Genomic DNA, 19,411 nt, shown 5'->3' with positions numbered 1-19,411 from the left:
TCTTCCACCTCCGTCCGAAACAACAGCGCCTCGTGGCGCACTGACAGCGTTCTTACCGGCACCCCAAGTCGGCCCCGGCCGCCGACGGCTGACGGTACCCCCTCGCGGCCCGTCCACCCCGCCGTTCCCGGCGACGGTGCGCGGGCCGCGGTGCCGTCCGGCGTGCACCGGGCCACACTCTCCGCTTCCTTGCCGCGCCGGTCGGTGCCGCGGGAGCGGGGGTCCGGGGGCCGGCGAAGGCCAATGCAGTTGCCTTACGGCGTGAGACACCCGGGAACGCTGCTGCCCCGCTCCGAGCTATCCGGCGGTTGCCGACCGGGGCACGCTGATGCGCGCGTTCTCACCTCGCATGGCCTGCGGCCAGCGACTGTCGATGACGCTCGCTGCGGATCGGCAGTCGCCGCAGGCGTTCTCCCTCTCTGGCAACCACCAGTAGTCGGAGGGCGCCATGTCGGCTCGCTGGATCCCGCACAGCGTCGCGTCGTAGGCCCCGAAGGCATGAGAGACATCGGGGGAAAGGCCGTCAGCGACAGCTCTCTCCCAGCGCATGCCCATGGGCTGGTACGGGGGCCGCGAGATCTCGAACCACTCGCCGCCCACATGGGTCGACGCATAGCACCAGGAGCAGGACCAGATCTGCTCTTCCCAAGCAGTCGGCGGCACAGGCCACTGCCACATCGCTCGTCCGCACACGTCGCACTTCACGGGCGGATCCTCACATACGGGGTGTCGGTAAGACTCGTGCAACCAGGTACACCCGTTTGAGTCGCTGCTGGAGGAGGAGCTAATGCGACGGCTGTGCGAGACCGTTGGCCTGGGGCTGGTCCGCCATACGAGCAGCGTCATCGCGGCGACCAGCGGGGCGGTGGCGTTCGGCGACCTGAGCGTGGCAGCCGGTGTCAGCAGCACTCATCTGGCACAGCGGTTCAAGGAGCTCATCGGCGTCACGCCGAAGCGGCTGGCCCGCACCTACCGCTTCGCCGCCACCGTGTTCGCGATCAACCCCGCCGGACCGGTCGACTGGGGCGACCTCGCCGGTGGCGCAGGCTACTTCGACCAGGCCCACTTCGGCCACGAGTTCCGGGCGTTCACCGGGCTCACGCCGACCCGGTACTTCGAAGTCCGGCGGCGGTTCCTGCGCGAACATCCCGGCCACGCGCTGGACGGCCGGCCGCTGCCGGCCGATTGATTTCTTACAAGAGCGACAGCTCACGACACGCTAATTTGGGGCACCCCAAAGCAGAGGAGAGCCCCGTGGGCAAGGTGGTCATGTACAGCTCGGTGTCGGTGGACGGCTTCGTCGCGGACGAGAATGACCAGCCCGGACCGCTGTTCGACTGGTTGTCCAGCGGTGACGTCCCGTTGGACGAGAGCGGCGAGCTGAAGGTGTCGCAGACGTCCTACGACTACACCCGGTCGTACTGGGACCAGATCGGAGTCACGATCGTCGGCCGCCACGTCTTCGACCTGACGGACGGCTGGGACGGGAAGCCGCCGGGCGGGATCGACCACGTGGTCGTCGTGACGCACCGGCCGGAGCCCGAGGGCTGGGACCCCGAGGCGCCGTTTCACTTCGTCAACGGCGTCGAGGCAGCCGTGGCCAAGGCGCAGGAGCTTGCGGGTGACCGCATGGTCGAGGTCGCCGCTGGCGACGTCGGTGGCCAGGTGCTTGCCGCGGGCCTGATCGACGAGGTGCGCATGGACGTCGTACCCGTCGTGTTCGGGTCCGGCAAGCGCTACTTCGGGTCGGTCCACGCGCAGCACTTGTTGGAGGATCCTGACGTGGTGATTCAGGGCAACCGGGTGCTTCACCTGCGCTATCGGGTGCGCCGTTGACCGATCTGAGCGGGTACGCGAAGAAGTCCACTGCGAACGGTGACACAAGAGAACTCATCGACGAACTCGCCACCGACGCCGACATCCTCGACGACGCGGGCAACCTCGCCCTGTCCGCCCACATCCTCCGCCACACCCTCGCCACCAACCTGCTGCGCGCCGGCGTCGACATCGTCGTCGTCGCCGAACTGCTCGGCCACGCCCGCCTCGACACCACCCGCCGGTACACCCTGCCCACCCACGCCGACCTCGAAGACGCCGTCGGACGCCTCCCCACCGATCAATAGGACACCGCTGACCTGGGCGAACTCAAACGGGTGTACCTGGTTGCACGAGTCTTACCGACACCCCCATACCCACGAACCTGGTCCCCATCTGCGGGGCGAAGAGCGCGTTCTCAGGGTGGTGACACGGCTTGCGATTCCTTCAGTGCTGGTCGTCCGGCCCGGCGGGAGCTCTTCTGCTTCGCGGTCGGGTTGTGGGCCCAGCGGCCAGGCTGCACGGTGTCGCGTCTGGCGCGGGTCCTCAGCACCGGCCATCGGTTGGGCTTCTTGATCGCCCGTGGGCAGTCCCGGCTGCGGCGGGCCGGGAGGATTCGGCTGCGTGCCTCACGTCCGGCCTCGGTATAGGAGCGGGTGAGCCTGGTCGTGGACGCTCCAAGCTGGGAAGGGATGCTGCGGCGGATGATGCGCACGTACCTCAGGTAGGACACGCGGTCTGCATCCAGGACCGGACGGGCGAGCGCAGCCGTGTGGGCGAACTGACGGATGGCCTGGTGAACCGCAAGGTAGGCCCACAGTTCCTGCCGGACGCCCTCCGGCGTCCGCGACCTGATCGGCCCGCCAGGGCCGAGGTGGTTCTTGATTTCGTCGAAGGCGAGCTCGATCTCCCAGCGTTCGCGGTAGAGCGCGACCAGTTCGGCGGCCGGGTACTGATCCGGGTCCAGCAGTGTCGTGCCCAGGTAGGCGATCTTGTCGTCCTTGGCGAAGGTGATGACGCGGTAGATCACGTGGCGGGACAGAGTCCGGCCTTCCCTCGCTGCTCGGAGCCGGACCTCCTTGCCCGGTCGCGCCATCGACAGATACGAGCCGTCCGGTAGTTCTTCCTGAGCGGTGCCGAGGTGGTTGGACTGGAGCCTGACCAGCAGATCCGCGCCCGCCATGGTGAAGACGTGAGCGAACTCGACCGACCAGAAGCCGCGGTCGGCGATGACCAGGTCTCCGGGGCCGGCGGAGCCGGCCAGCGGGTAGGCGAGGCTGCGCTCGCCATCGCGGTAGCCGCCGAGGCGGGCATCCAGGACTCCGTGCGTTCCGATCTCGGCAAGGACCACCGCCCTGACCTGGGGGAATCCGAAGGGGACACCTCCTGTAGTGGAGGGACCGTCGAAGGCGTCGCCGTTGCTCGTCGAATCCGGGAGATCGAACTGGGTGCCGTCCAGGGCGAGGAGCCGCAGCCCCCGCCACCACGCGCCGGGCGTGCCCGGGGTCGCGAGCGGGCCAGCCACCTGACGGAACACGGTCTCCAGCACGTCCTCCCCGAGGCGGGCACGAGCCCGGGACAACGACGACCGGTTCACCCGCGCGACGGCCCGGCTGCCCGGGATGCCGCTGGTCAGCACCCTCAGCACCTCCTCGTACGACTCCCGGGCGAACAGACACAGGGCCAGGACGAAGTACACGACCAGCCGCGTCGGCAGGAGTCGGCGGCGCCGCTCAGCCCGGTCGTGCTTGGCTATCGCCGCGTCGACCAGCTCGGCGGTGAACACCTTCGTCAGGATCCCGATCCGCACCCGCTGGCCCGCACCCCACCCCGTCACACGCGGGGCAACGATCTCCGCAGCTCAAAAGCAACTGCATTGGCCGGCGAAGGCCCCCGGCACCCACCGGCCCCGGCCCTCCGACTCTTTGACCAGCAGATAGGACGATCCCTTGACCCACCCCGACGAGGACGAGGTGAACCTCGCCCAGATCGCCCGTATGGCCGGAGTCGGCCGTGCGGCCGTCGTCAACTGGCGCCGCCGCCACGGCGGCCTGGATGCCGCCGGCGGCACCGCCGAGAGTCCCCGGTTCCCCCGCGCGGCCGTCGAACAGTGGCTGCGCAACCTGGACAGGCTCCCCGAGCCCGGCCCCGGCCCGGAGGGGGCGCGGTCGCCCGCCACCGTGACCTTCAGGGGAGGCCCGGCGATCACCGTGTACGGCGCCGAGCCGCACAGCCCGGCGCCGCCGTGGAGCGGCGGCGCCGACTACGAGGAGTTCAGCGGCTACATCGAGTCCGACCGGCCCGGCATCCCCTGGCCCACCGCCTCAGCACGGATCGACCTGCCCGGCAGCCCGCCGTACGAGGTGACCGACGCAGGCGTTGACATCAGCAGCTACGGGGGACACATGGAGTTCCTCAAGCTCATCTGGCCCGCCGCCCGGCGCCGGGCCCTTCCCGCCACGACCGAGACGACGGAGGCACAGGCATGACGGACGCCGCGCTCGAGACCCCGCAGACGGCGGCCACGGTTCCGCAGCAGGAGCCGCCCCTGCCCGAGGCGTTCGGGTGTCATTAACGAACGTGTCACCAGCCCCAAATCGGTGGAGCTTTGATGGATCTGCCGTTCGGACCTGGGGTGCTTCGGCATGCATCCATCCTCGCGCGGCTGCAGGTCTGGGCAGGAAGCTTTCGCCGGAATCCGTTGACCGCCCTCGAGGCCTGACGGGCTCCGGACCCGCAGCCGGATCCGGAGCCCGAACACGCCGACAGAGCCCATCCGGTGTCACAGTTATGCCGGTAACAGTGACGGGGCCCGACTGCTCATGGGATGGGACATGCGTCTCTGAGCTGCTACTCAATCCACCAGGCATCTGTTTTCGGCAGGGTGAAGTGGAGCCAGTGGGGCAGTGGGATTGAGGGCCAGTACTTCGGCAACGAGATCGGGAGCCGCCCTGGCTGGCGGTGTGTGACATGCCGCTGATGGCGGGGCCTTGGGCTGTTTGGTTGGTCACGCTGTGCTACGTTGACCCGCATGTTCCTCTTCCGTGCCTAGGAGCCCGTGCTGACTGCGCCCACCGGGCGCGGCTCTCGCTGCCCATGCACGTTTGAGCGCCTGTCAGCTCGGCGCTGTTTCTCCGAGGAACATGATCATGTCTTCGTCTTCCACGGCCCCTTCGTATGCGGCTGTGCTGCGCACCCGCTACGCCTGCCGCACGTTCGGTGCGGCGCTGCTGGGCCGACTTTCCTACGGAATGGTCTCTTTGTCGCTGGTGCTGGCGATCAAAGAGGCCACCAACTCCTATGCCGTAGCCGGCACCGTCATGGCTTTGTTCGGGCTGACCAGTGTCCTTCTCTCACCGGTCCGTGCCGGTCTGGTCGATCGGTACGGACCGCGCCGAGCTTTGGCCCCCATGGCCGCTGTCTACGCGCTGTTGCTGACCGGACTGGCCTTCGCGACCTCGTGGCCAGGTACGTCAGGAATTTTGCTGGGGGTCCTGGCTGTGTCCGCCGGCGCATGCACACCGCCGCTCGGTCCGGTGATGCGGACAGTGTGGAGCGACTTGGTTCCCGACCGGCGGCTGCTGCAGCGTGCGTACAGCCTGGACGCGGTTGCCGAGGAACTCCTGTTTGTCACAGGACCGCTGTTGGTGGGACTGCTGCTGCACGTCGCGGCGCCGTCGGTCGGTCTTGCAGTGAGTGCCGTACTCGTATTGACCGGCTCACTCGCCCTGATCTCGTCTCCGGCGGTCCGCAGCTGGGTTGGTCATAAGAAGGCTTCCGCCGGGCTGGCGCCGTCCGAGCAACTCGTCTCCGGCGTGCAATCTGCCTCGCTGCGCCGACGGCCGATGCAAGGCGGCCCTGGGCTGCGTCAGGCGATCGCCGTCTCAGCCGCGGTGGGCATGTGTCTGGGAGCGTTCGATCTCCTGGTGATCGCCTTCGCTGACGAACATGACGACCCTGGGGTGGTCGCGTGGGTCCTGGCCGCGCTGTCCGGGGGCAGCGCCATCGGCGGCCTGGTCTATGGCGCCGTTCCATGGCGCGTCTCAAGCAGGCTGCGGCTGGCGTTCCTTGCGGTGGCTCTGGGACTGACGCTGGCCGCGACGGGACTCTCCCCCCATCCCTATGTGCTCATCGGGTGGGCGGCGCTCGGCGGACTGTTCGTCGCCCCGGCTATCACCACCGCCTACCTGATCGCCGACGAGTGCGCCAATCCGGCCGCCCGCACCAAAGCGGGCGCATGGGTCAACACCGCTTTCAATGCCGGTTCAGCGGGGGCAACAGCCGCCACCGGGCTCTTGGTGGGCCGCCTCCCCCTGCCCGTGTGCTTCGCACTTGCCGCGGCCCCGGCCGTGTTGTCCGCAGCAACAGCCCTACACCGGGCCCACTGGCCTGCCGCAGTCACCGCCGCAGCCCGTGAGGGAACGGACCTCTGACGCAGAACAGCATGTCAATCCCCTGGTTCAGGGCTTGGTCATGGTCGTGGATCTCGTAAGTCATGATCGCGAGGCCGGAAGCAGGCTGGACAGCGCCAGAGGGTGGCCGGCCTTGGGGACCAGCGGTACAGCCGTTGGCGCTAAGCACTTGATCTTGGTTGCTTAGCAGGTGGGATGCCCAGGGCCCCGGAGAGGGGGCACGATCGTGGGGCCTTGCGCTGAACCTGGGCGGCGGGTTATCGCGGGCGGCTAAGGTCGCCGGGTCTGTTGTCGTACGAGAGGGAAGTGCGCGATGCCCGAGCGGGTCTGGCACCCCATCAGCAAGCTGGAGTTCTTCATCGATCACACCCGGCGCTGGCTGGCGGATGTGCAGGAGCACGCCGACACGCTGGAGGAGGCCCGCACCGAGCCACATGTACTGGCGGACTCCGATGTAGCGCGGATCAAGCGGGTCTACACCGAGCAGGCCGGCGACCTGACGCTGTTCGAGGAGCAGGCGGAGAAGTGGGGCCGACTCCCGGACCTCAGCCCGTCGCGGCGAGCGAAGCTCAAGACCCTTGACGAGCAGCTCGCCGGGCTGCGGGAGCTGAACAAGAAGGTGCTGGCCCTGGCCGAGGAACTGGCCAAGGGCACCATCGACACGGTGATGGCCGCCTCCGATGAGGAGTTGGGCCTGGCCGCGCTGCTCGGCGAGCGGCCGTGAAACGGGCGCGGGCCGTTGAACTGGTCGAACAGATGCTTCACCGGCTCGACGGTGACGGTGCCTGGCCGCTGGCCCTGGTCCGGGAGGTCTGGCTCTTCGGGAGCTTCGCCCGTGGCGCCCTGGAGCCGCACGATGTCGACGTGGCGGTGTGCTTCGAGCGCGACGAGCGGATACGGCAGGCCGTCATAGCGTCCCTGTTCTCCGGCGGCGGCAGCCCCTACGCCCCGCTTCGCCGCGCCCTCGCGGGGACATCGCGCGGGCTTCAGTTCCAGTTCGAGGACCAGGAGCGCGAGCAGCTCCGGGCCGAGGGGGTGGCCATGCTCCCGCTGTGGAGGCGCGGCGACACGCTCGGCCAGGCCCTCGCCGTCCTGCACGGGATCGACGAGGACCCGGGCGCCGGCCGGGCCGAGCGCGACGACATGCTCGACGCGTTCGTTGGCCTCGACCGGTACATCCCCCGCCCCGTACGCGCGGAGCTGGTCGGGTGGCAGCAGCAGGGCTTCATCGCCGTTTCCTAGGTCGCGCTGCCCGACGCCCCCGAAGACATGGCCCTGCTGGAGGACCCGGACATGAAATGGGCCGTCGGCGGGCGGTGGAAGGACGACAGCCCGCTGCGGCGCGCGGCCCTCGCGGGCCTGGCCTATCTGGACGGCCTCGGCGCCGAGCTCGACGACGTCGACCTGACGGGTGAACGGCTGTCCACCGCGCGGCGGATGGCCGGGCAGCGGACCGAGGCCCGCTGGTGGATCAACTGGAAGTGGCGCGGCTACTTGGGCATCGCGCCCTGCGTCACCGGCGGGGAAGCCTGGCTCGAAGTGGTCCAGCCCACCCGCACGCGTCCGCTGAACGCTCTGGTGATCCAGCCGGGACCGAACGCCGCGGCCTTCCGGGACTGAGGTGCCAAGGATGTGCGCCTTGGGGACAAGTGTCGATAAACGACCGTCTGTCGACGCTCGGCGCAGTGATCACAAATTCGCAGGTGGGAAGTGTCGGCAACTCGCGTCGGAAATCAACGTCGGAGAACAGTTCTTCGGGTAGTTTCCGACGATGCTCATTGGCTACTGCCGCACATCGACGGCCGACCAGAACCCCGATCATCAGATCGACGCACTACTCCGCAACGGCGTCGACCGCGACAACATTCACGTCGACGTCGCCAGCGGAGCGAAGGCGTCCCGCCCGAAGCTCGACCTCGTCATGCAGTTGCTCCGCGAGGGCGACACGTTGAAGGTGACCCGGCTCGACCGGCTCTCCCGCTCCGTGCTGCACCTGGTGACCCTCGGCGCCGAACTGCGCGAGCGCGGAATCGGGCTGCACGTCATCGAGCAGGGCATCGACACCGCCACGATGGAGGGGCGGGCTATGTTCGGGATGCTGTCCGTGCTGGCGGAGCTCCAGCGCGAGCTGATCGTGGCGAACACGAACGACGGCCTCGCCTCCGCGCGGGCCCGCGGCCGGGTGGGCGGGCGCCGGCCGAAGCTCACCGAGGATCAGGCCGCGCTCGCGCAACGGCTCTACGACGAACGGGAGAAGACGGTCCAACAGATCGCCGACATGTTCAGCGTGCCGAGATCGACGGTGTACGGGCACCTCGACAAGACCAAGATCGTCCCCCGCCAACCCAAGAAGACCGCAATCACGAAGCCCTGACCGCTACCGACTGGTTACTTGTCACCTGGTTCGTCGCTCGTTAACGGCACCCCAACCGGCTCCGCACTCACCAACGCGAACCGCAACCCGGTGAACCATCGCGGTCAAAGCACTAGAGTGCCCGTCGCACCACGGGAGGGGAGCATGGCGGAGCAGAGTTGGCAGCTCAGACAGGGTGAGCGACTGGTAGGAACCTTGGTCCTCGAAAGCGGCGATATGTTCTGGTCTGACTGTCACTTCGAACCCGGCCCAGCATGGGAAGAATTTGCTCCCCTCTTCGCCGCGTCCCGTGATGCCTGGCGCCGTGGTGACGAGGGTGCCGCCTTGGCCGCAGACGAGACGATCTACGCCCAAGACCTGCTCCTCGTTCCGGATAGCGGCGGAGCCCCGATCGCGGAGTTCCTGATTCGAATCGAGGGGGAAGTCGCCCGATTCCGGCACTGATCCGACGCGTCACGCCCGTTCGGACTTCTAACGCCAGCGTTGGTGCAGAGAAGATCCACGTCATCCGGTCCCGCTTCCACGCGTCAGGGAATAGACCTTCCAGGCGGCGGGCAGGCCGATTTCCGGGGAGTACGCCTGGTAGACGGTGATCGTGGATGCTGTGTAGGCCGCGCGGATCCCGCGTTGCGGTTCTTCCATGGCATACAGCGTGGAGGCGTCCAGGGGGCGCGGCCAATGATTTTCAACGGCCGTTCATGTCGGCGGAGAGCCGGCCGAAGCACTGCTGCCGGTGCCGTGGCCGTCGTCTTGAAGCAGGGGTTCGTGCGGCCGGGGCCGGCTACTTGTCCGCCACCTCCGGCGCCGGAGCGACACCCATCGGGCAGGACGCCCCCCGGTTCCTCTCGAACGGATCGCTCGGCTTGACGCCCGTCCCGTTCACGGTGTTCTGCCCCACCGAGGAGAAGGGCGGACCGAGAACGAACCGGTACGGGGCTCCCGCACATGCATACCGGTCGGTATGCTCGGTTCGTCAGTCAACCCGTGCGGCTGCCTCTGTGCCTGCCCGTCCGCCTGTCCGCGCGTCACCGCCGCCGTACCCGGGAGGTTTCATGTCCCGCACCGCTCTTCGTATCTGCCCTCTGTGCGAGGCCACCTGCGGCCTGACCCTCATCCTCGACGAGGGCAGGGTCACCGGCGCCCGGGGCGACCGCGACGACGTCTTCAGCAAGGGGTTCATCTGCCCCAAGGGCGCCTCCTTCCCCGCCGTCGACGCCGACCCCGACCGGCTGCGCGGCCCGCTCGTCCGGGTCGACGGTGTGTTGCGCGAGGCCAGTTGGGAGGAGGCGTTCGACGCGGTCGCCGCCGGCATCCGGCCCGTCGTCGAACGCCATGGCCCGGACGCCGTCGGGGTCGTCCTCGGCAACCCCAACGTGCACACCGTGGCCGGCGCCCTCTACCCGTCCGTCCTGATCGCCGGGCTCGGCACCCGCAGCCTCTTCACCGCCTCCACCGTCGACCAGATGCCCAAGCACGTGTCCAGCGGACTCCTCTTCGGTGACGCCAACGCGATCCCCGTACCCGACCTCGACCGCACCGACCACCTGCTACTGATCGGCGCCAACCCTCTGGAATCCAACGGGAGTCTGTGCACGGCACCCGACTTTCCCGGCCGCCTCAGGGCGCTCAGGGCCCGTGGTGGCACCCTCACCGTCGTCGACCCGCGCCGCACCCGCACCGCCCGCCTCGCCGACCGGCACATCGCCATCCGGCCCGGCACCGACGCCCTGCTGCTCGCGGCGATGGCGTCCGTGCTCGTCGAAGAGCACCTCGTCGACCTGGGGGACTGCGCTCCCCATGTGCACGGCGTCGCCGAACTCGCCGACGCCGTGCGGGACTTCACCCCCGAGGCCGTCGCCCCGGCCTGCGACGTCGACGCGGACACCATCCGCACCCTCGCCCGCGAACTCGCCGCCGCCCCCGCCGCCGCCGTCTACGGCCGCATCGGAAGCTGCACCGTCCCGCACGGCACCCTGGCCAGCTGGCTCGTCGACGTCCTCAACATCCTCACCGGCAACCTCGACCGGCCCGGCGGCGCCCTCTTCCCCCGTGCCGCCACCGACAGGACCCCGCGCCCCGCCGGACCCGGCCGCGGCTTCGCCCTCGGACGCTGGCACTCCCGGGTGAGCCGGCACCCCGAGGCCAAGGGCGAACTGCCGCTCTCCGCCCTCGCCGAGGAGATCGACACCGCCACCGAGGAGGGCGAACCGCTGCGCGCCCTCATCGCCGTCGCCGCCAACCCGGTCCTGTCCGCACCCGACGGCGACCGCCTCGACAAGGCCCTCGGCTCCCTCGACTTCATGGTCAGCGTCGATCCGTACCTCAACGAGACCTCGCGCCACGCCCACGTCGTCCTGCCGCCGCCCCCGCCCGCGCAGAGCCCGCACCACGACTTCGCCTTCAACACCCTCGCCGTACGCAACCAGGTCCGCTACACCCGCCCCGCCCTCCCGCTGGAACCCGGCCGCATGGCGGAGACCGAGATCCTGGCCCGGCTCCTCCTCGCCGCCACCGGCCGGCACGGAGCCGACCCTGCGGCCGTCGACCAGTTGGTCATCGACCAGACCCTGGGCAGGGCGGTGCACGACCCGCACTCCCCGGTGCACGGCCGCGACCCGAAGGAACTCGCGGGGCTGCTCACCGGTCACGACGGCCCCGAGCGGCGGCTGGACATGATGCTCCGCCTCGGCCCCTACGGCGACGGCTTCGGCGCCGACCCGGACGGCCTCACCCTCGACCGACTGCTCGCCCACCCGCACGGCATCGACCTCGGCCCCCTGAATCCCCGCCTTCCGCAGCCCCTGAAGACCCGCAGCGGGCAGGTGGAACTTCTGCCGGAACCGATCGCCGCCGACCTTCCCCGGCTGCGCGCCGCCCTCGACGAACGCCCCGACGGCTTCGTCCTGGTCGGCCGCCGCCATCTGCGCTCCAACAACAGCTGGATGCACAACGTGCCCGCCCTCACCGGCGGCACCAACCGGTGCACCCTGCAGATCCACCCCGACGACGCCGAACGCCTCGGTATCCGGGACGGGCAGCCGGTACGCGTCCGGGGCGCCGGGGGAGAGGTGACCGCGCCCGCCGAAGTGACCGACGGGCTGCGCCGGGGCACGGTGAGCCTGCCGCACGGCTGGGGCCACGACCGGCCCGGTACCCGGCTGCGGCACGCGGCGGCCGACCCCGGCGTCAACGTCAACCAACTGCTCGACGGCAGCCTCCTCGACCCGCTGTCGGGCAACGCCGTGCTCAACGGGGTGCCCGTCGAGATCGCACCGGGGGTCGCACCGGGAGCCGCGCCCGGGGCCGCACCAGGATCGGCCACGTGACCGAAAGGCGCACCACGCTGTCACCGCGCTGAGCCGGACGGAGCCGCGGTCCGGTGTTCTGCGCTTGCCGGCGGGTCGGGCACGACGTCCCGGCGCCGGGGGAGCGCACCGAGCGGGCGCAGCCGGATCCCGCCCCCGCCGGGCCCCGGCTGCCCGACGACCTCGTCGTCCGCACCCCCACCCCGGACATCGGTCTCCGGCACGGCATGCAGGTGCCGCTCCTGGTCGACATCACCCACCTGTTCGTCTTCGACCGGCACGGAGAACGGATCTGCCCCAACCCGGCGCGGCTGCCCGACCTGGACGAGTGACGCTGCGGCCCGCCCGGACGCCCCCGTCCCCGCACCAGCCGCTGCCGAGCCGTGTCCGTGTCCCCCTGGCGTCATTAAATTAGCGCCGCTAGTTTATGAGGTGGACGACGACGCCCCGCCCCGGAGGAAACGCGATGAAGGCATACGACGGCATGTACATCGGCGGCGCCTGGCGCCCCGCCGCCGGTCCGGACGTGATCGAGGTCGTGAACCCGGCCGACGGGCAGGTGATCGCCACCGTCCCCGCGGGCACGGTCGAGGATGTCGACGCCGCCGTGCGGGCGGCCCGCGCCGCCCTCCCCGCCTGGGCCGCGACCGCGCCCGCCGAGCGCGCGACCCGTCTCGCCGTCCTCCGTGACGTGCTGGTGGCCCGGCAGGACGAGATCGCGCGGACGGTGACCGCCGAACTCGGAGCACCCCCGAAGCTCTCGCAGACCGTGCACGCGGCCGTGCCGATCGTGGTGGCGGGCTCGTACGCCGAGCTGGCGGCGACGTACCCCTTCGAGGAGCGGACGGGCAACTCGACCGTCCTCCACGAGCCGGTCGGTGTGGTCGGCGCGATCACCCCCTGGAACTACCCCCTGCACCAGATCGTCGCCAAGGCCGCCCCGGCCCTCGCCGCCGGCTGCACCATCGTCGTCAAGCCCGCAGAGGACACCCCGCTGGTGGCCCGGCTCCTCGCGGAGGCGATGCACGAGGCCGGCGTCCCGGCGGGCGTGTTCAACCTGGTCACCGGACTCGGCCCGGTGGCGGGCCAGGCCCTCGCCGAACACCCGGGCGTCGACCTGGTCTCCTTCACCGGCTCCACCGCCGTCGGCCGCCGGATCGGCGCCGTTGCCGCGGCCGCCGTCAAGAAGGTCGCCCTCGAACTCGGCGGCAAGTCCGCCAACGTGATCCTCCCCGGCGCCGATCTGGCACGGGCGGTCAACGTCGGGGTCGCCAACGTGATGTCCAACTCCGGCCAGACGTGCAGCGCCTGGACCCGCATGCTGGTCCACCGCGACCAGTACGACGAGGCCGTCGAGCTCGCCGCGGCCGCCGCCGCCAAGTACGGCGACCGTATCGGCCCCCTCGTCAACGCCAAGCAGCAGGAACGGGTGCGTGGTTACATCGAGAAGGGCGTCGCCGAGGGTGCGCGCCTGGTCGCCGGTGGCCCCGACGCGCCGCGCGAGCAGGGCTGCTTCGTCAGCCCCACCGTCTTCGCCGACGTCACCCCGGACATGACCATCGCCCAGGAGGAGATCTTCGGCCCCGTCCTGTCCGTCCTGCGCTACGAGGACGAGGAGGACGCCCTGCGCATCGCCAACGGCACCGTCTACGGACTCGCCGGCGCGGTCTGGGCCGCCGACGAGGCGCAGGCGGTGGCATTCGCCCGCCGCATGGAGACCGGCCAGGTCGACATCAACGGCGGCCGCTTCAACCCCCTCGCGCCCTTCGGCGGTTACAAGCAGTCGGGCGTGGGCCGCGAACTCGGTGTGCACGGCCTGACCGAGTACCTCCAGACCAAGTCCCTCCAGTTCTGAGCCATTTCTGAGCCAGTTCTGACCCGGCTCGGGCCCAGTTCCTCGAGCACTGACCAAGTCCATCCGGTTCCAGGGGAGTCCCACTGCCATGGTTGTCCGCGCCGCTGTACTGTCCGCCGTCGACGCCCCGTTGGAGATCACGGGGATCGACCTGCCCGAGCCCGGCCCCGGGAAGGTCCGGGTCCGGCTCGCCGCAGCCGGGGTCTGCCACTCCGACCTGTCCCTGACCAACGGCACCATGCGTCTCCCGGTCCCGGCGGTGCTGGGCCACGAGGGGGCCGGCACGGTCGTCTCCGTCGGCGAGGGCGTCACCCATGTCGCGCCCGGCGACGGCGTCGTCCTCAACTGGGCGCCCTCCTGCGGTGCCTGCCCCGCCTGCGCGCGCGGCGAGGTATGGCTGTGCGCCGATGCCCTGAGCGGCGCCGCCGCGGTGCACGCTCACCGTGCCGACGACGGCACCGCGCTCCACCCCGGCCTGAACGTCGCCGCCTTCGCCGAGGAGACGGTGGTGCCCGCGTCCTGCGTCCTGCCCGCCCCCGACGGCGTGCCGCTCACCGACGCCGCCCTGCTCGGCTGCGCCGTGCTCACCGGCTACGGGGCCGTCCACCACTGCGCGCAGGTCCGGCCCGGTGAGTCGGTCGCGGTGTTCGGCGTCGGGGGAGTGGGCCTCGCAGCCCTCCAGGCGGCCCGGATCGCGGGCGCGGCGACGATCGTCGCGGTCGACGTCTCCCCGGCGAAGGAGGAGCTGGCCCGCTCCGCCGGGGCGACCGAGTACGTCGTGGCCTCGGACGCCACCGCCCGCGAGATCCGGGCCCTCACCGGGAAGCAGGGCGTGGACGTGGCCGTCGAGTGCGTGGGCCGCGCGACCACCATCCGCACCGCCTGGGAATCCACCCGGCGCGGCGGACGCACCGCGGTCGTCGGCATCGGCGGCAAGGACCAGCAGGTCACCTTCAACGCCCTGGAGATCTTCCACTGGGGCAGGACCCTGTCCGGCTGCGTCTACGGCAACTCCGACCCCGCCCGCGACCTCCCCGTCCTCGCCGGGCACATCCGGGCGGGCCGGCTGGACCTGGGCGCCCTGGTGACGGAACGGATCGCCCTGGAGGGCATCCCGGCCGCCTTCGACAACATGCTGGCGGGCAAGGGAGGACGGGCCCTGGTGGTCTTCTAGAAGGACCCGGTACGGCGAGCGGAGGTTTTGCCGTTCGATCGGAGTCCGGGGAACGTGCACGGCGTCACCCGGTAGGTGGGTGTTGCGCAACGGACCCGGGTCCGGCCGTGGGCCGTGATGCTCCGGAGTTTCCCTCGGGGGCGGGGCGTCGGGCGCTTGGTCATGCCGAGCCGGACGCCCGGTCGGGCCGCACCTCCCGCACGGCCGGTGCCTCCCGGACGCCGTGTGTCTTTTCCCGGGGCTCCTCCGGGGCCGGGGCCGGGACCGTGCCCGCCGGACCCGCGGTCCCGGACCCCGCCCGCAGCCCCGCCCCGGCCCGTGACCGCGACACCGCCACGCCCGCGAGGCACAGGGCGCCTCCCAGCAGGGTGAGCGGGCCCGGTACCTCGCCCAGCGCGAGCCAGGACATCAGCACGACCAGGGCGGGCACCGCGTACGTGGTCGCGCCCATGCGGCTCGCGGTCGTCCTGGTCAGGGCGTAGGCCCAGGTGGTGAACGCGAGGGCGGTCGGGAAGACGCCCAGGTAGACCATGTTGAGTGTGGCGGAGACGGGCGCGTCGGCGGCCTCCCGGACGAGCTGCCCGGCGAAGGGCAGACACACCACCGCCCCGATCAGGCACCCGTACGTCGTCACCTGCAGGGGGCTCCCCGTCCCCAGGGCGGGCTTCTGCGCGACCACGCCCGCCGCGTACGCCATCGCCGCCAGCAGACACAGCACCACCCCGAGCACCGATGAGCCGCCCTCGCCGGACATCGACAGCCCCACGGTCACCGCCCCGGCGAACGACACGGCCATGCCGGCCAGCAGCCGCGGCGGCACCGAGTCCCCGAGCAGCCGGGCGCCGAGCAGCGCGATGAGGATCGGCCCGACATTCACCACGAGGGCCGCGGTGCCCGCGTCGACCTGCTGCTCGCCCCAGTTGAGGACGACCATGTAGAAGCCGAACCAGAGCACCCCCGACACCATGATCCCGCGCCACGCGGAGCGCGGCGGTATCCCTTCCCTCCGCCACAGGCAGATCGTCCCCAGCACCAGCACGCCGGAGGCCAGCCGCCCGAGGGCGAGTGCCCCCGGCGAGTAGGCGGCCCCCGCGCTGCGGATCGACACGAAGGCGGAGGCCCACAGCACCACGGTGACGGTGGCGGCCCCGGCGGCGAGCAGTTCCGCACGTCGGGTGGGGCGCGGACGGAAGACGTTCATCATGATCCAGAGGTTAGGAGGGGAAGGATCCCGCAGGCTCGCGGTTTTCGGACGGAGCGTACGGGCGTACGGAGCGTACGGGCGTACGGAGCTGGTCATGGCGGAGTGAGCGGAGCGGTGCGGTGGGCGCCGGTCACCGCAGGGCCGACTCCTCGATTCCCAGCAGTTCCGACAGCGCCCGCTCGCCCTCCTGCGTCACCTTCACCGCGCGCTCGGAACCGATGCGGACGCACCACCGCACGCCCAGGGCGTGCCGGCACAGAGCCGCCCCGGCGGCTCCGGCGAGGTGGGGGCGGCGTTCCGTCCAGTCCAGACAGGCGCGGGCCAGCGGGCGGCGGCCGCGCCGGTCGAGGCCGATGCCGAGGGCGTCGAACCAGCGCAGGCCCGCCTCGGTGAGCGCGAACCCGGTGTCCTGGAGCAGCAGCCCGCGGGCCGTGAACGCGTCCGTGAGCGCGATTCCGAGCCGGCCGGCGAGATGGTCGTAGCAGGTCCGCCCGCGGGCCGTCGCCGAGTCCGCACCCGCCTGCCGCAGGGTGCGCGGACGCCGGTGCGCACCCGGGGCGACCTGCGCGGTCAGTTCCTCCACCAGCTGGGCGACTCGCGCGTCGGCGAGCCGTACGTACCGGTGCCGGCCCTGCCGTTCCTCGGCGAGCAGCCCGCCGGCGACGAGCTTGCCCAGATGCTCGCTCAGTGTGGAGGGGGCGACACCCGCGTGCCGCGCCAGCTCGCCCGCCGTCCACGCCCGGCCGTCCAGCAGTGCCAGCAGACACGCGGCCCGGGTCTCGTCGGCGATCAGCCCGGCGAGCCGTGCGAGTCCGGCGGCTCGGGGGTCCTTCGTGGTCATGCGTCCCAGCATGCGGTACGGACACTTCGGCGACGGCCGAACCGTACGGTCGTACCGTCCCACGGTCCGCGCCCGTGCCGCCCGCGGACGCCCTACTCGGTGCCCCGCGCCTGCTCGTACTGCCCCGTCAAGCCGTCCAGCAGCGCCGTCAGGCCCGTCTCGAAGGCTCGCTCGTCGATCTTCTCCTGCTTCTCGGCGAGCAGATGGGCCTGACCGAGGTGGGGATAGTCGGCGGGGTCGTAGGCGCCGGCGTCGTCCACGAAACCCCCGGCGAAGGAGCCGAGCGCCGAACCCATGATGAAGTACCGCATCAGCGCGCCGATGGACGTGGCCTGCGGGGGCGGCCAGCCCGCCTCGACCATCGCGCCGTAGACCGCGTCGGCAAGCCGCAGGGCGGCCGGGCGGCGGCCGGGGCCGCGCGCCAGGACCGGCACGATGTTGGGGTGGGCGCGCAGCGCTGCCCGGTAGGAGACGGCCCAGTCGTGCAGCGAGGTCCGCCAGTCCCGGCCGTCCTCGAACATCGACAGGTCGACCAGCGCGCTCACCGAGTCGGCCACCGCCTCCAGGATCTCGTCCTTGGTGCGGAAGTGGTTGTAGAGCGAGGGCCCGCTGACCCCCAGCTGTGCGGCGAGCCGACGCGTGGAGAGGGCCGCCAGGCCCTCCGCGTCCACGAGCTCCCGTGCCGTCTCGACGATCCGGTCGGTGCTGAGCAAGGGCTTGCGCGGTCGGGCCATGGCGCACATAGTAGGGCTGGACCAGAAAACTAGCAGTGGTAATTAAAATCCCGGGGTTGGGTGACTGTCATGAACCTGGAGCTCAGCGAGGAGCAGAGCGCCGTCCGCCGGCTCGCCCGGGACTTCGTCGAGCGTGAGGTCGCGCCCCACGCCACGGCCTGGGACCGTGCCGAAGAGGTCGACCGGGGCATCGTGAAGAAACTGGGCGACCTCGGCTTCCTCGGGCTGACGATCGACGAGCGGTACGGCGGCTGTGGCGGCGACCATCTCGCGTACTGCCTGGTCACCGAGGAGCTGGGCCGCGGCGACTCCTCCGTGCGCGGGATCGTCTCCGTGTCCCTGGGGCTGGTCGCCAAGACCGTCGCCGCGTGGGGCAGCGAGGAGCAGAAGCGGACCTGGCTCCCCGGGCTCACCTCCGGCGCATACGTCGGCTGCTTCGGCCTCACCGAGCCGGGTACCGGTTCCGACGCCGGGAACCTCTCCACCCGTGCGGTGCGCGACGGTGGAGGCACCTCCCGCTCGAGCGGAGCCGAGAGTGGGGGAGACTACGTCATCAACGGCACCAAGATGTTCATCACCAACGGCACCTGGGCCGATGTCGTTCTGCTGTTCGCCCGGTCCACCGACGCCCCCGGCCACAAGGGTGTGTCCGCCTTCCTCGTGCCCGCCGACACCCCCGGCCTGACCCGTCGCGCCCTGCACGGCAAGCTCGGCCTGCGCGGCCAGGCCACCGCCGAGCTGGTGCTGGAGGACGTACGCGTGCCCGCGTCCGCAATGCTGGCCCCCGAGGGAAAGGGCTTCTCGGTCGCCATGTCCGCCCTCGCCAAGGGCCGTATGTCGGTCGCCGCGGGCTGCGTCGGCATAGCCCAGGCCGCGCTCGACGCGGCCGTGCGGTACGCGGGGGAGCGCGAGCAGTTCGGGAAGACCATCGCCCATCACCAGCTCGTCCAGGAACTGATCAGCGACATCGCCGTGGACGTCGACGCCGCCCGGCTGCTGACCTGGCGGGTCGCCGACCTGATCGATCGTGGGCAGCCGTTCGCCGTCGAGTCCTCCAAGGCCAAGCTCTTCGCCTCGGAGGCGGCCGTGCGCGCCGCCAACAACGCCCTCCAGGTCTACGGCGGTTACGGCTACATCGACGAGTACCCGGCGGGCAAGCTGCTGCGCGACGCCCGCGTCATGACGCTCTACGAGGGCACGAGCCAGATCCAGAAGCTGGTCATCGGGCGTGCGCTGACCGGGGTTTCGGCGTTCTGAGACGAGGCAGGCCGCCGGGCGGGACGGTACGGAAAGGGCGGACCGGACGGGGCGGACCGGCCGGTCCGAGTAGCCGGTCCGTGGTGGATCTGAGTATCCCGACGGATGCGCGGAGTGCCGCGGTCGCCGACCCTGTTCCCCATGAGTGACACACCGGTCAAGCAGCAGAACACGGCGGCCTTCTACGGTCAGGCCGTCGCATCGTTCGCCGTCGCCCTGGGGGCGACCGCCTTCGGCATCGTCCGGCTCGAGGCCGACGCCTGGGTGCGCGGCTTCATGGCGATCGCCGTCCTGTACCTCGTCACCTCCGCCTTCACCCTGGCCAAGGTCATCCGCGACCGTCAGGAGGCCGGCCGGATTGTGAGCCGGGTGGACCAGGCGCGGCTGGAGAAGCTCCTTGCGGAGCACGACCCCTTCGAGAAGCTGTGAGCACTCCGCGG

Annotated in this window: 20 protein-coding genes and 1 pseudogene; 16 read left to right on the top strand and 5 right to left on the bottom strand. The window is 70.8% G+C overall.

The window, feature by feature from the left end:
• Positions 1-787 precede the first annotated feature (787 nt).
• From ACFPZI_RS28855 to ACFPZI_RS28845, 3 genes are all read left to right on the top strand, one after another.
• Complete coding sequence (locus tag ACFPZI_RS28855) at positions 788-1,189, top strand: helix-turn-helix domain-containing protein (protein ID WP_381368974.1); 402 nt, start codon at positions 788-790, stop codon at positions 1,187-1,189.
• Positions 1,190-1,254: 65 nt separating this feature from the next.
• Complete coding sequence (locus tag ACFPZI_RS28850; protein WP_381368971.1) at positions 1,255-1,836, top strand: dihydrofolate reductase family protein; 582 nt, start codon at positions 1,255-1,257, stop codon at positions 1,834-1,836.
• Entirely contained in the window at positions 1,833-2,123 is a 291-nt protein-coding gene (locus ACFPZI_RS28845; protein ID WP_381368968.1) for a tyrosine-type recombinase/integrase, read from the top strand. Before ACFPZI_RS28850 ends, ACFPZI_RS28845 begins: the two co-directional genes overlap by 4 nt.
• 110 nt (positions 2,124-2,233) lie before the next feature.
• On the opposite strand, the gene ACFPZI_RS28840 is transcribed toward ACFPZI_RS28845, so the two are convergent.
• Positions 2,234-3,652 carry an IS4 family transposase gene (locus ACFPZI_RS28840; RefSeq protein WP_381368965.1) on the bottom strand — a complete coding sequence of 473 codons (1,419 nt, stop codon included), beginning with the start codon at positions 3,650-3,652 and terminating at the stop codon, positions 2,234-2,236.
• A gap of 112 nt (positions 3,653-3,764) precedes the next feature.
• Here ACFPZI_RS28840 and ACFPZI_RS28835 point away from each other — a divergent pair, with 112 nt between their 5' ends.
• The 7 genes from ACFPZI_RS28835 to ACFPZI_RS28805 all read left to right on the top strand — a co-directional run bounded on the left by ACFPZI_RS28835 (position 3,765) and on the right by ACFPZI_RS28805 (position 9,045).
• Positions 3,765-4,304 (top strand): helix-turn-helix domain-containing protein, encoded by a 540-nt coding sequence (locus ACFPZI_RS28835; RefSeq protein WP_381368962.1) that lies wholly within the window; start codon positions 3,765-3,767, stop codon positions 4,302-4,304.
• Positions 4,305-5,000: 696 nt separating this feature from the next.
• Positions 5,001-6,248 carry an MFS transporter gene (locus ACFPZI_RS28830; protein WP_381368959.1) on the top strand — a complete coding sequence of 416 codons (1,248 nt, stop codon included), beginning with the start codon at positions 5,001-5,003 and terminating at the stop codon, positions 6,246-6,248.
• 292 nt (positions 6,249-6,540) lie between these two features.
• Positions 6,541-6,951 (top strand): hypothetical protein, encoded by a 411-nt coding sequence (locus tag ACFPZI_RS28825; RefSeq protein ID WP_381368956.1) that lies wholly within the window; start codon positions 6,541-6,543, stop codon positions 6,949-6,951.
• Positions 6,948-7,469 carry a nucleotidyltransferase domain-containing protein gene (locus ACFPZI_RS28820; RefSeq protein ID WP_381368953.1) on the top strand — a complete coding sequence of 174 codons (522 nt, stop codon included), beginning with the start codon at positions 6,948-6,950 and terminating at the stop codon, positions 7,467-7,469. Before ACFPZI_RS28825 ends, ACFPZI_RS28820 begins: the two co-directional genes overlap by 4 nt.
• Before the next feature lie 27 nt (positions 7,470-7,496).
• Positions 7,497-7,847 carry a hypothetical protein gene (locus tag ACFPZI_RS28815; protein ID WP_381368950.1) on the top strand — a complete coding sequence of 117 codons (351 nt, stop codon included), beginning with the start codon at positions 7,497-7,499 and terminating at the stop codon, positions 7,845-7,847.
• A 151-nt stretch (positions 7,848-7,998) separates the two neighbouring features.
• Positions 7,999-8,601, top strand: coding sequence for a recombinase family protein (locus tag ACFPZI_RS28810; RefSeq protein ID WP_381368947.1), 603 nt, complete (start codon positions 7,999-8,001; stop codon positions 8,599-8,601).
• 144 nt (positions 8,602-8,745) lie between these two features.
• Positions 8,746-9,045, top strand: coding sequence for a hypothetical protein (locus tag ACFPZI_RS28805; RefSeq protein ID WP_381368993.1), 300 nt, complete (start codon positions 8,746-8,748; stop codon positions 9,043-9,045).
• A 52-nt stretch (positions 9,046-9,097) separates the two neighbouring features.
• On the opposite strand, the pseudogene ACFPZI_RS28800 reads toward ACFPZI_RS28805, so the two are convergent.
• A pseudogene (locus ACFPZI_RS28800) lies at positions 9,098-9,243 on the bottom strand (DUF4291 family protein); the annotation flags it as partial.
• Between the two features lie 410 nt (positions 9,244-9,653).
• Here ACFPZI_RS28800 and ACFPZI_RS28795 point away from each other — a divergent pair.
• The 4 genes from ACFPZI_RS28795 (at position 9,654) to ACFPZI_RS28780 (ending at position 14,935) form a co-directional block, all read left to right on the top strand.
• Positions 9,654-11,927 (top strand): molybdopterin oxidoreductase family protein, encoded by a 2,274-nt coding sequence (locus tag ACFPZI_RS28795; protein WP_381368945.1) that lies wholly within the window; start codon positions 9,654-9,656, stop codon positions 11,925-11,927.
• Between the two features lie 53 nt (positions 11,928-11,980).
• Positions 11,981-12,238, top strand: a complete 258-nt coding sequence (locus ACFPZI_RS28790; RefSeq protein ID WP_381368943.1) for a hypothetical protein — start codon at positions 11,981-11,983, stop codon at positions 12,236-12,238.
• Between the two features lie 134 nt (positions 12,239-12,372).
• A complete protein-coding gene (locus tag ACFPZI_RS28785; RefSeq protein ID WP_381368941.1) occupies positions 12,373-13,761 on the top strand; it encodes an aldehyde dehydrogenase family protein in 1,389 nt (462 codons plus the stop codon).
• 88 nt (positions 13,762-13,849) lie between these two features.
• On the top strand, positions 13,850-14,935 hold the full coding sequence (locus tag ACFPZI_RS28780) for a Zn-dependent alcohol dehydrogenase (RefSeq protein ID WP_381368938.1): 1,086 nt from the start codon (positions 13,850-13,852) through the stop codon (positions 14,933-14,935).
• A 160-nt stretch (positions 14,936-15,095) separates the two neighbouring features.
• Here ACFPZI_RS28780 and ACFPZI_RS28775 read toward each other — a convergent pair whose 3' ends face one another.
• The 3 genes from ACFPZI_RS28775 to ACFPZI_RS28765 form a co-directional block, all read right to left on the bottom strand.
• A complete protein-coding gene (locus tag ACFPZI_RS28775) occupies positions 15,096-16,139 on the bottom strand; it encodes a DMT family transporter (protein WP_381368935.1) in 1,044 nt (347 codons plus the stop codon).
• A gap of 130 nt (positions 16,140-16,269) precedes the next feature.
• Positions 16,270-16,980, bottom strand: coding sequence for an ArsR/SmtB family transcription factor (locus tag ACFPZI_RS28770; RefSeq protein WP_381368932.1), 711 nt, complete (start codon positions 16,978-16,980; stop codon positions 16,270-16,272).
• 92 nt (positions 16,981-17,072) lie between these two features.
• Positions 17,073-17,714, bottom strand: a complete 642-nt coding sequence (locus ACFPZI_RS28765; protein ID WP_381368929.1) for a TetR/AcrR family transcriptional regulator — start codon at positions 17,712-17,714, stop codon at positions 17,073-17,075.
• A 69-nt stretch (positions 17,715-17,783) separates the two neighbouring features.
• Between ACFPZI_RS28765 and ACFPZI_RS28760 the strand changes: the two genes are divergently transcribed.
• Entirely contained in the window at positions 17,784-18,971 is a 1,188-nt protein-coding gene (locus tag ACFPZI_RS28760; RefSeq protein ID WP_381368926.1) for an acyl-CoA dehydrogenase family protein, read from the top strand.
• 141 nt (positions 18,972-19,112) lie between these two features.
• Positions 19,113-19,400, top strand: coding sequence for a YiaA/YiaB family inner membrane protein (locus ACFPZI_RS28755; RefSeq protein WP_381368923.1), 288 nt, complete (start codon positions 19,113-19,115; stop codon positions 19,398-19,400).
• Positions 19,401-19,411: the final 11 nt, after the last annotated feature.

Source organism: Streptomyces chlorus (assembly GCF_042655885.1).
Taxonomy (GTDB): domain Bacteria; phylum Actinomycetota; class Actinomycetes; order Streptomycetales; family Streptomycetaceae; genus Streptomyces; species Streptomyces chlorus.
This window is presented reverse-complemented; position numbering and strand designations above follow the sequence as displayed.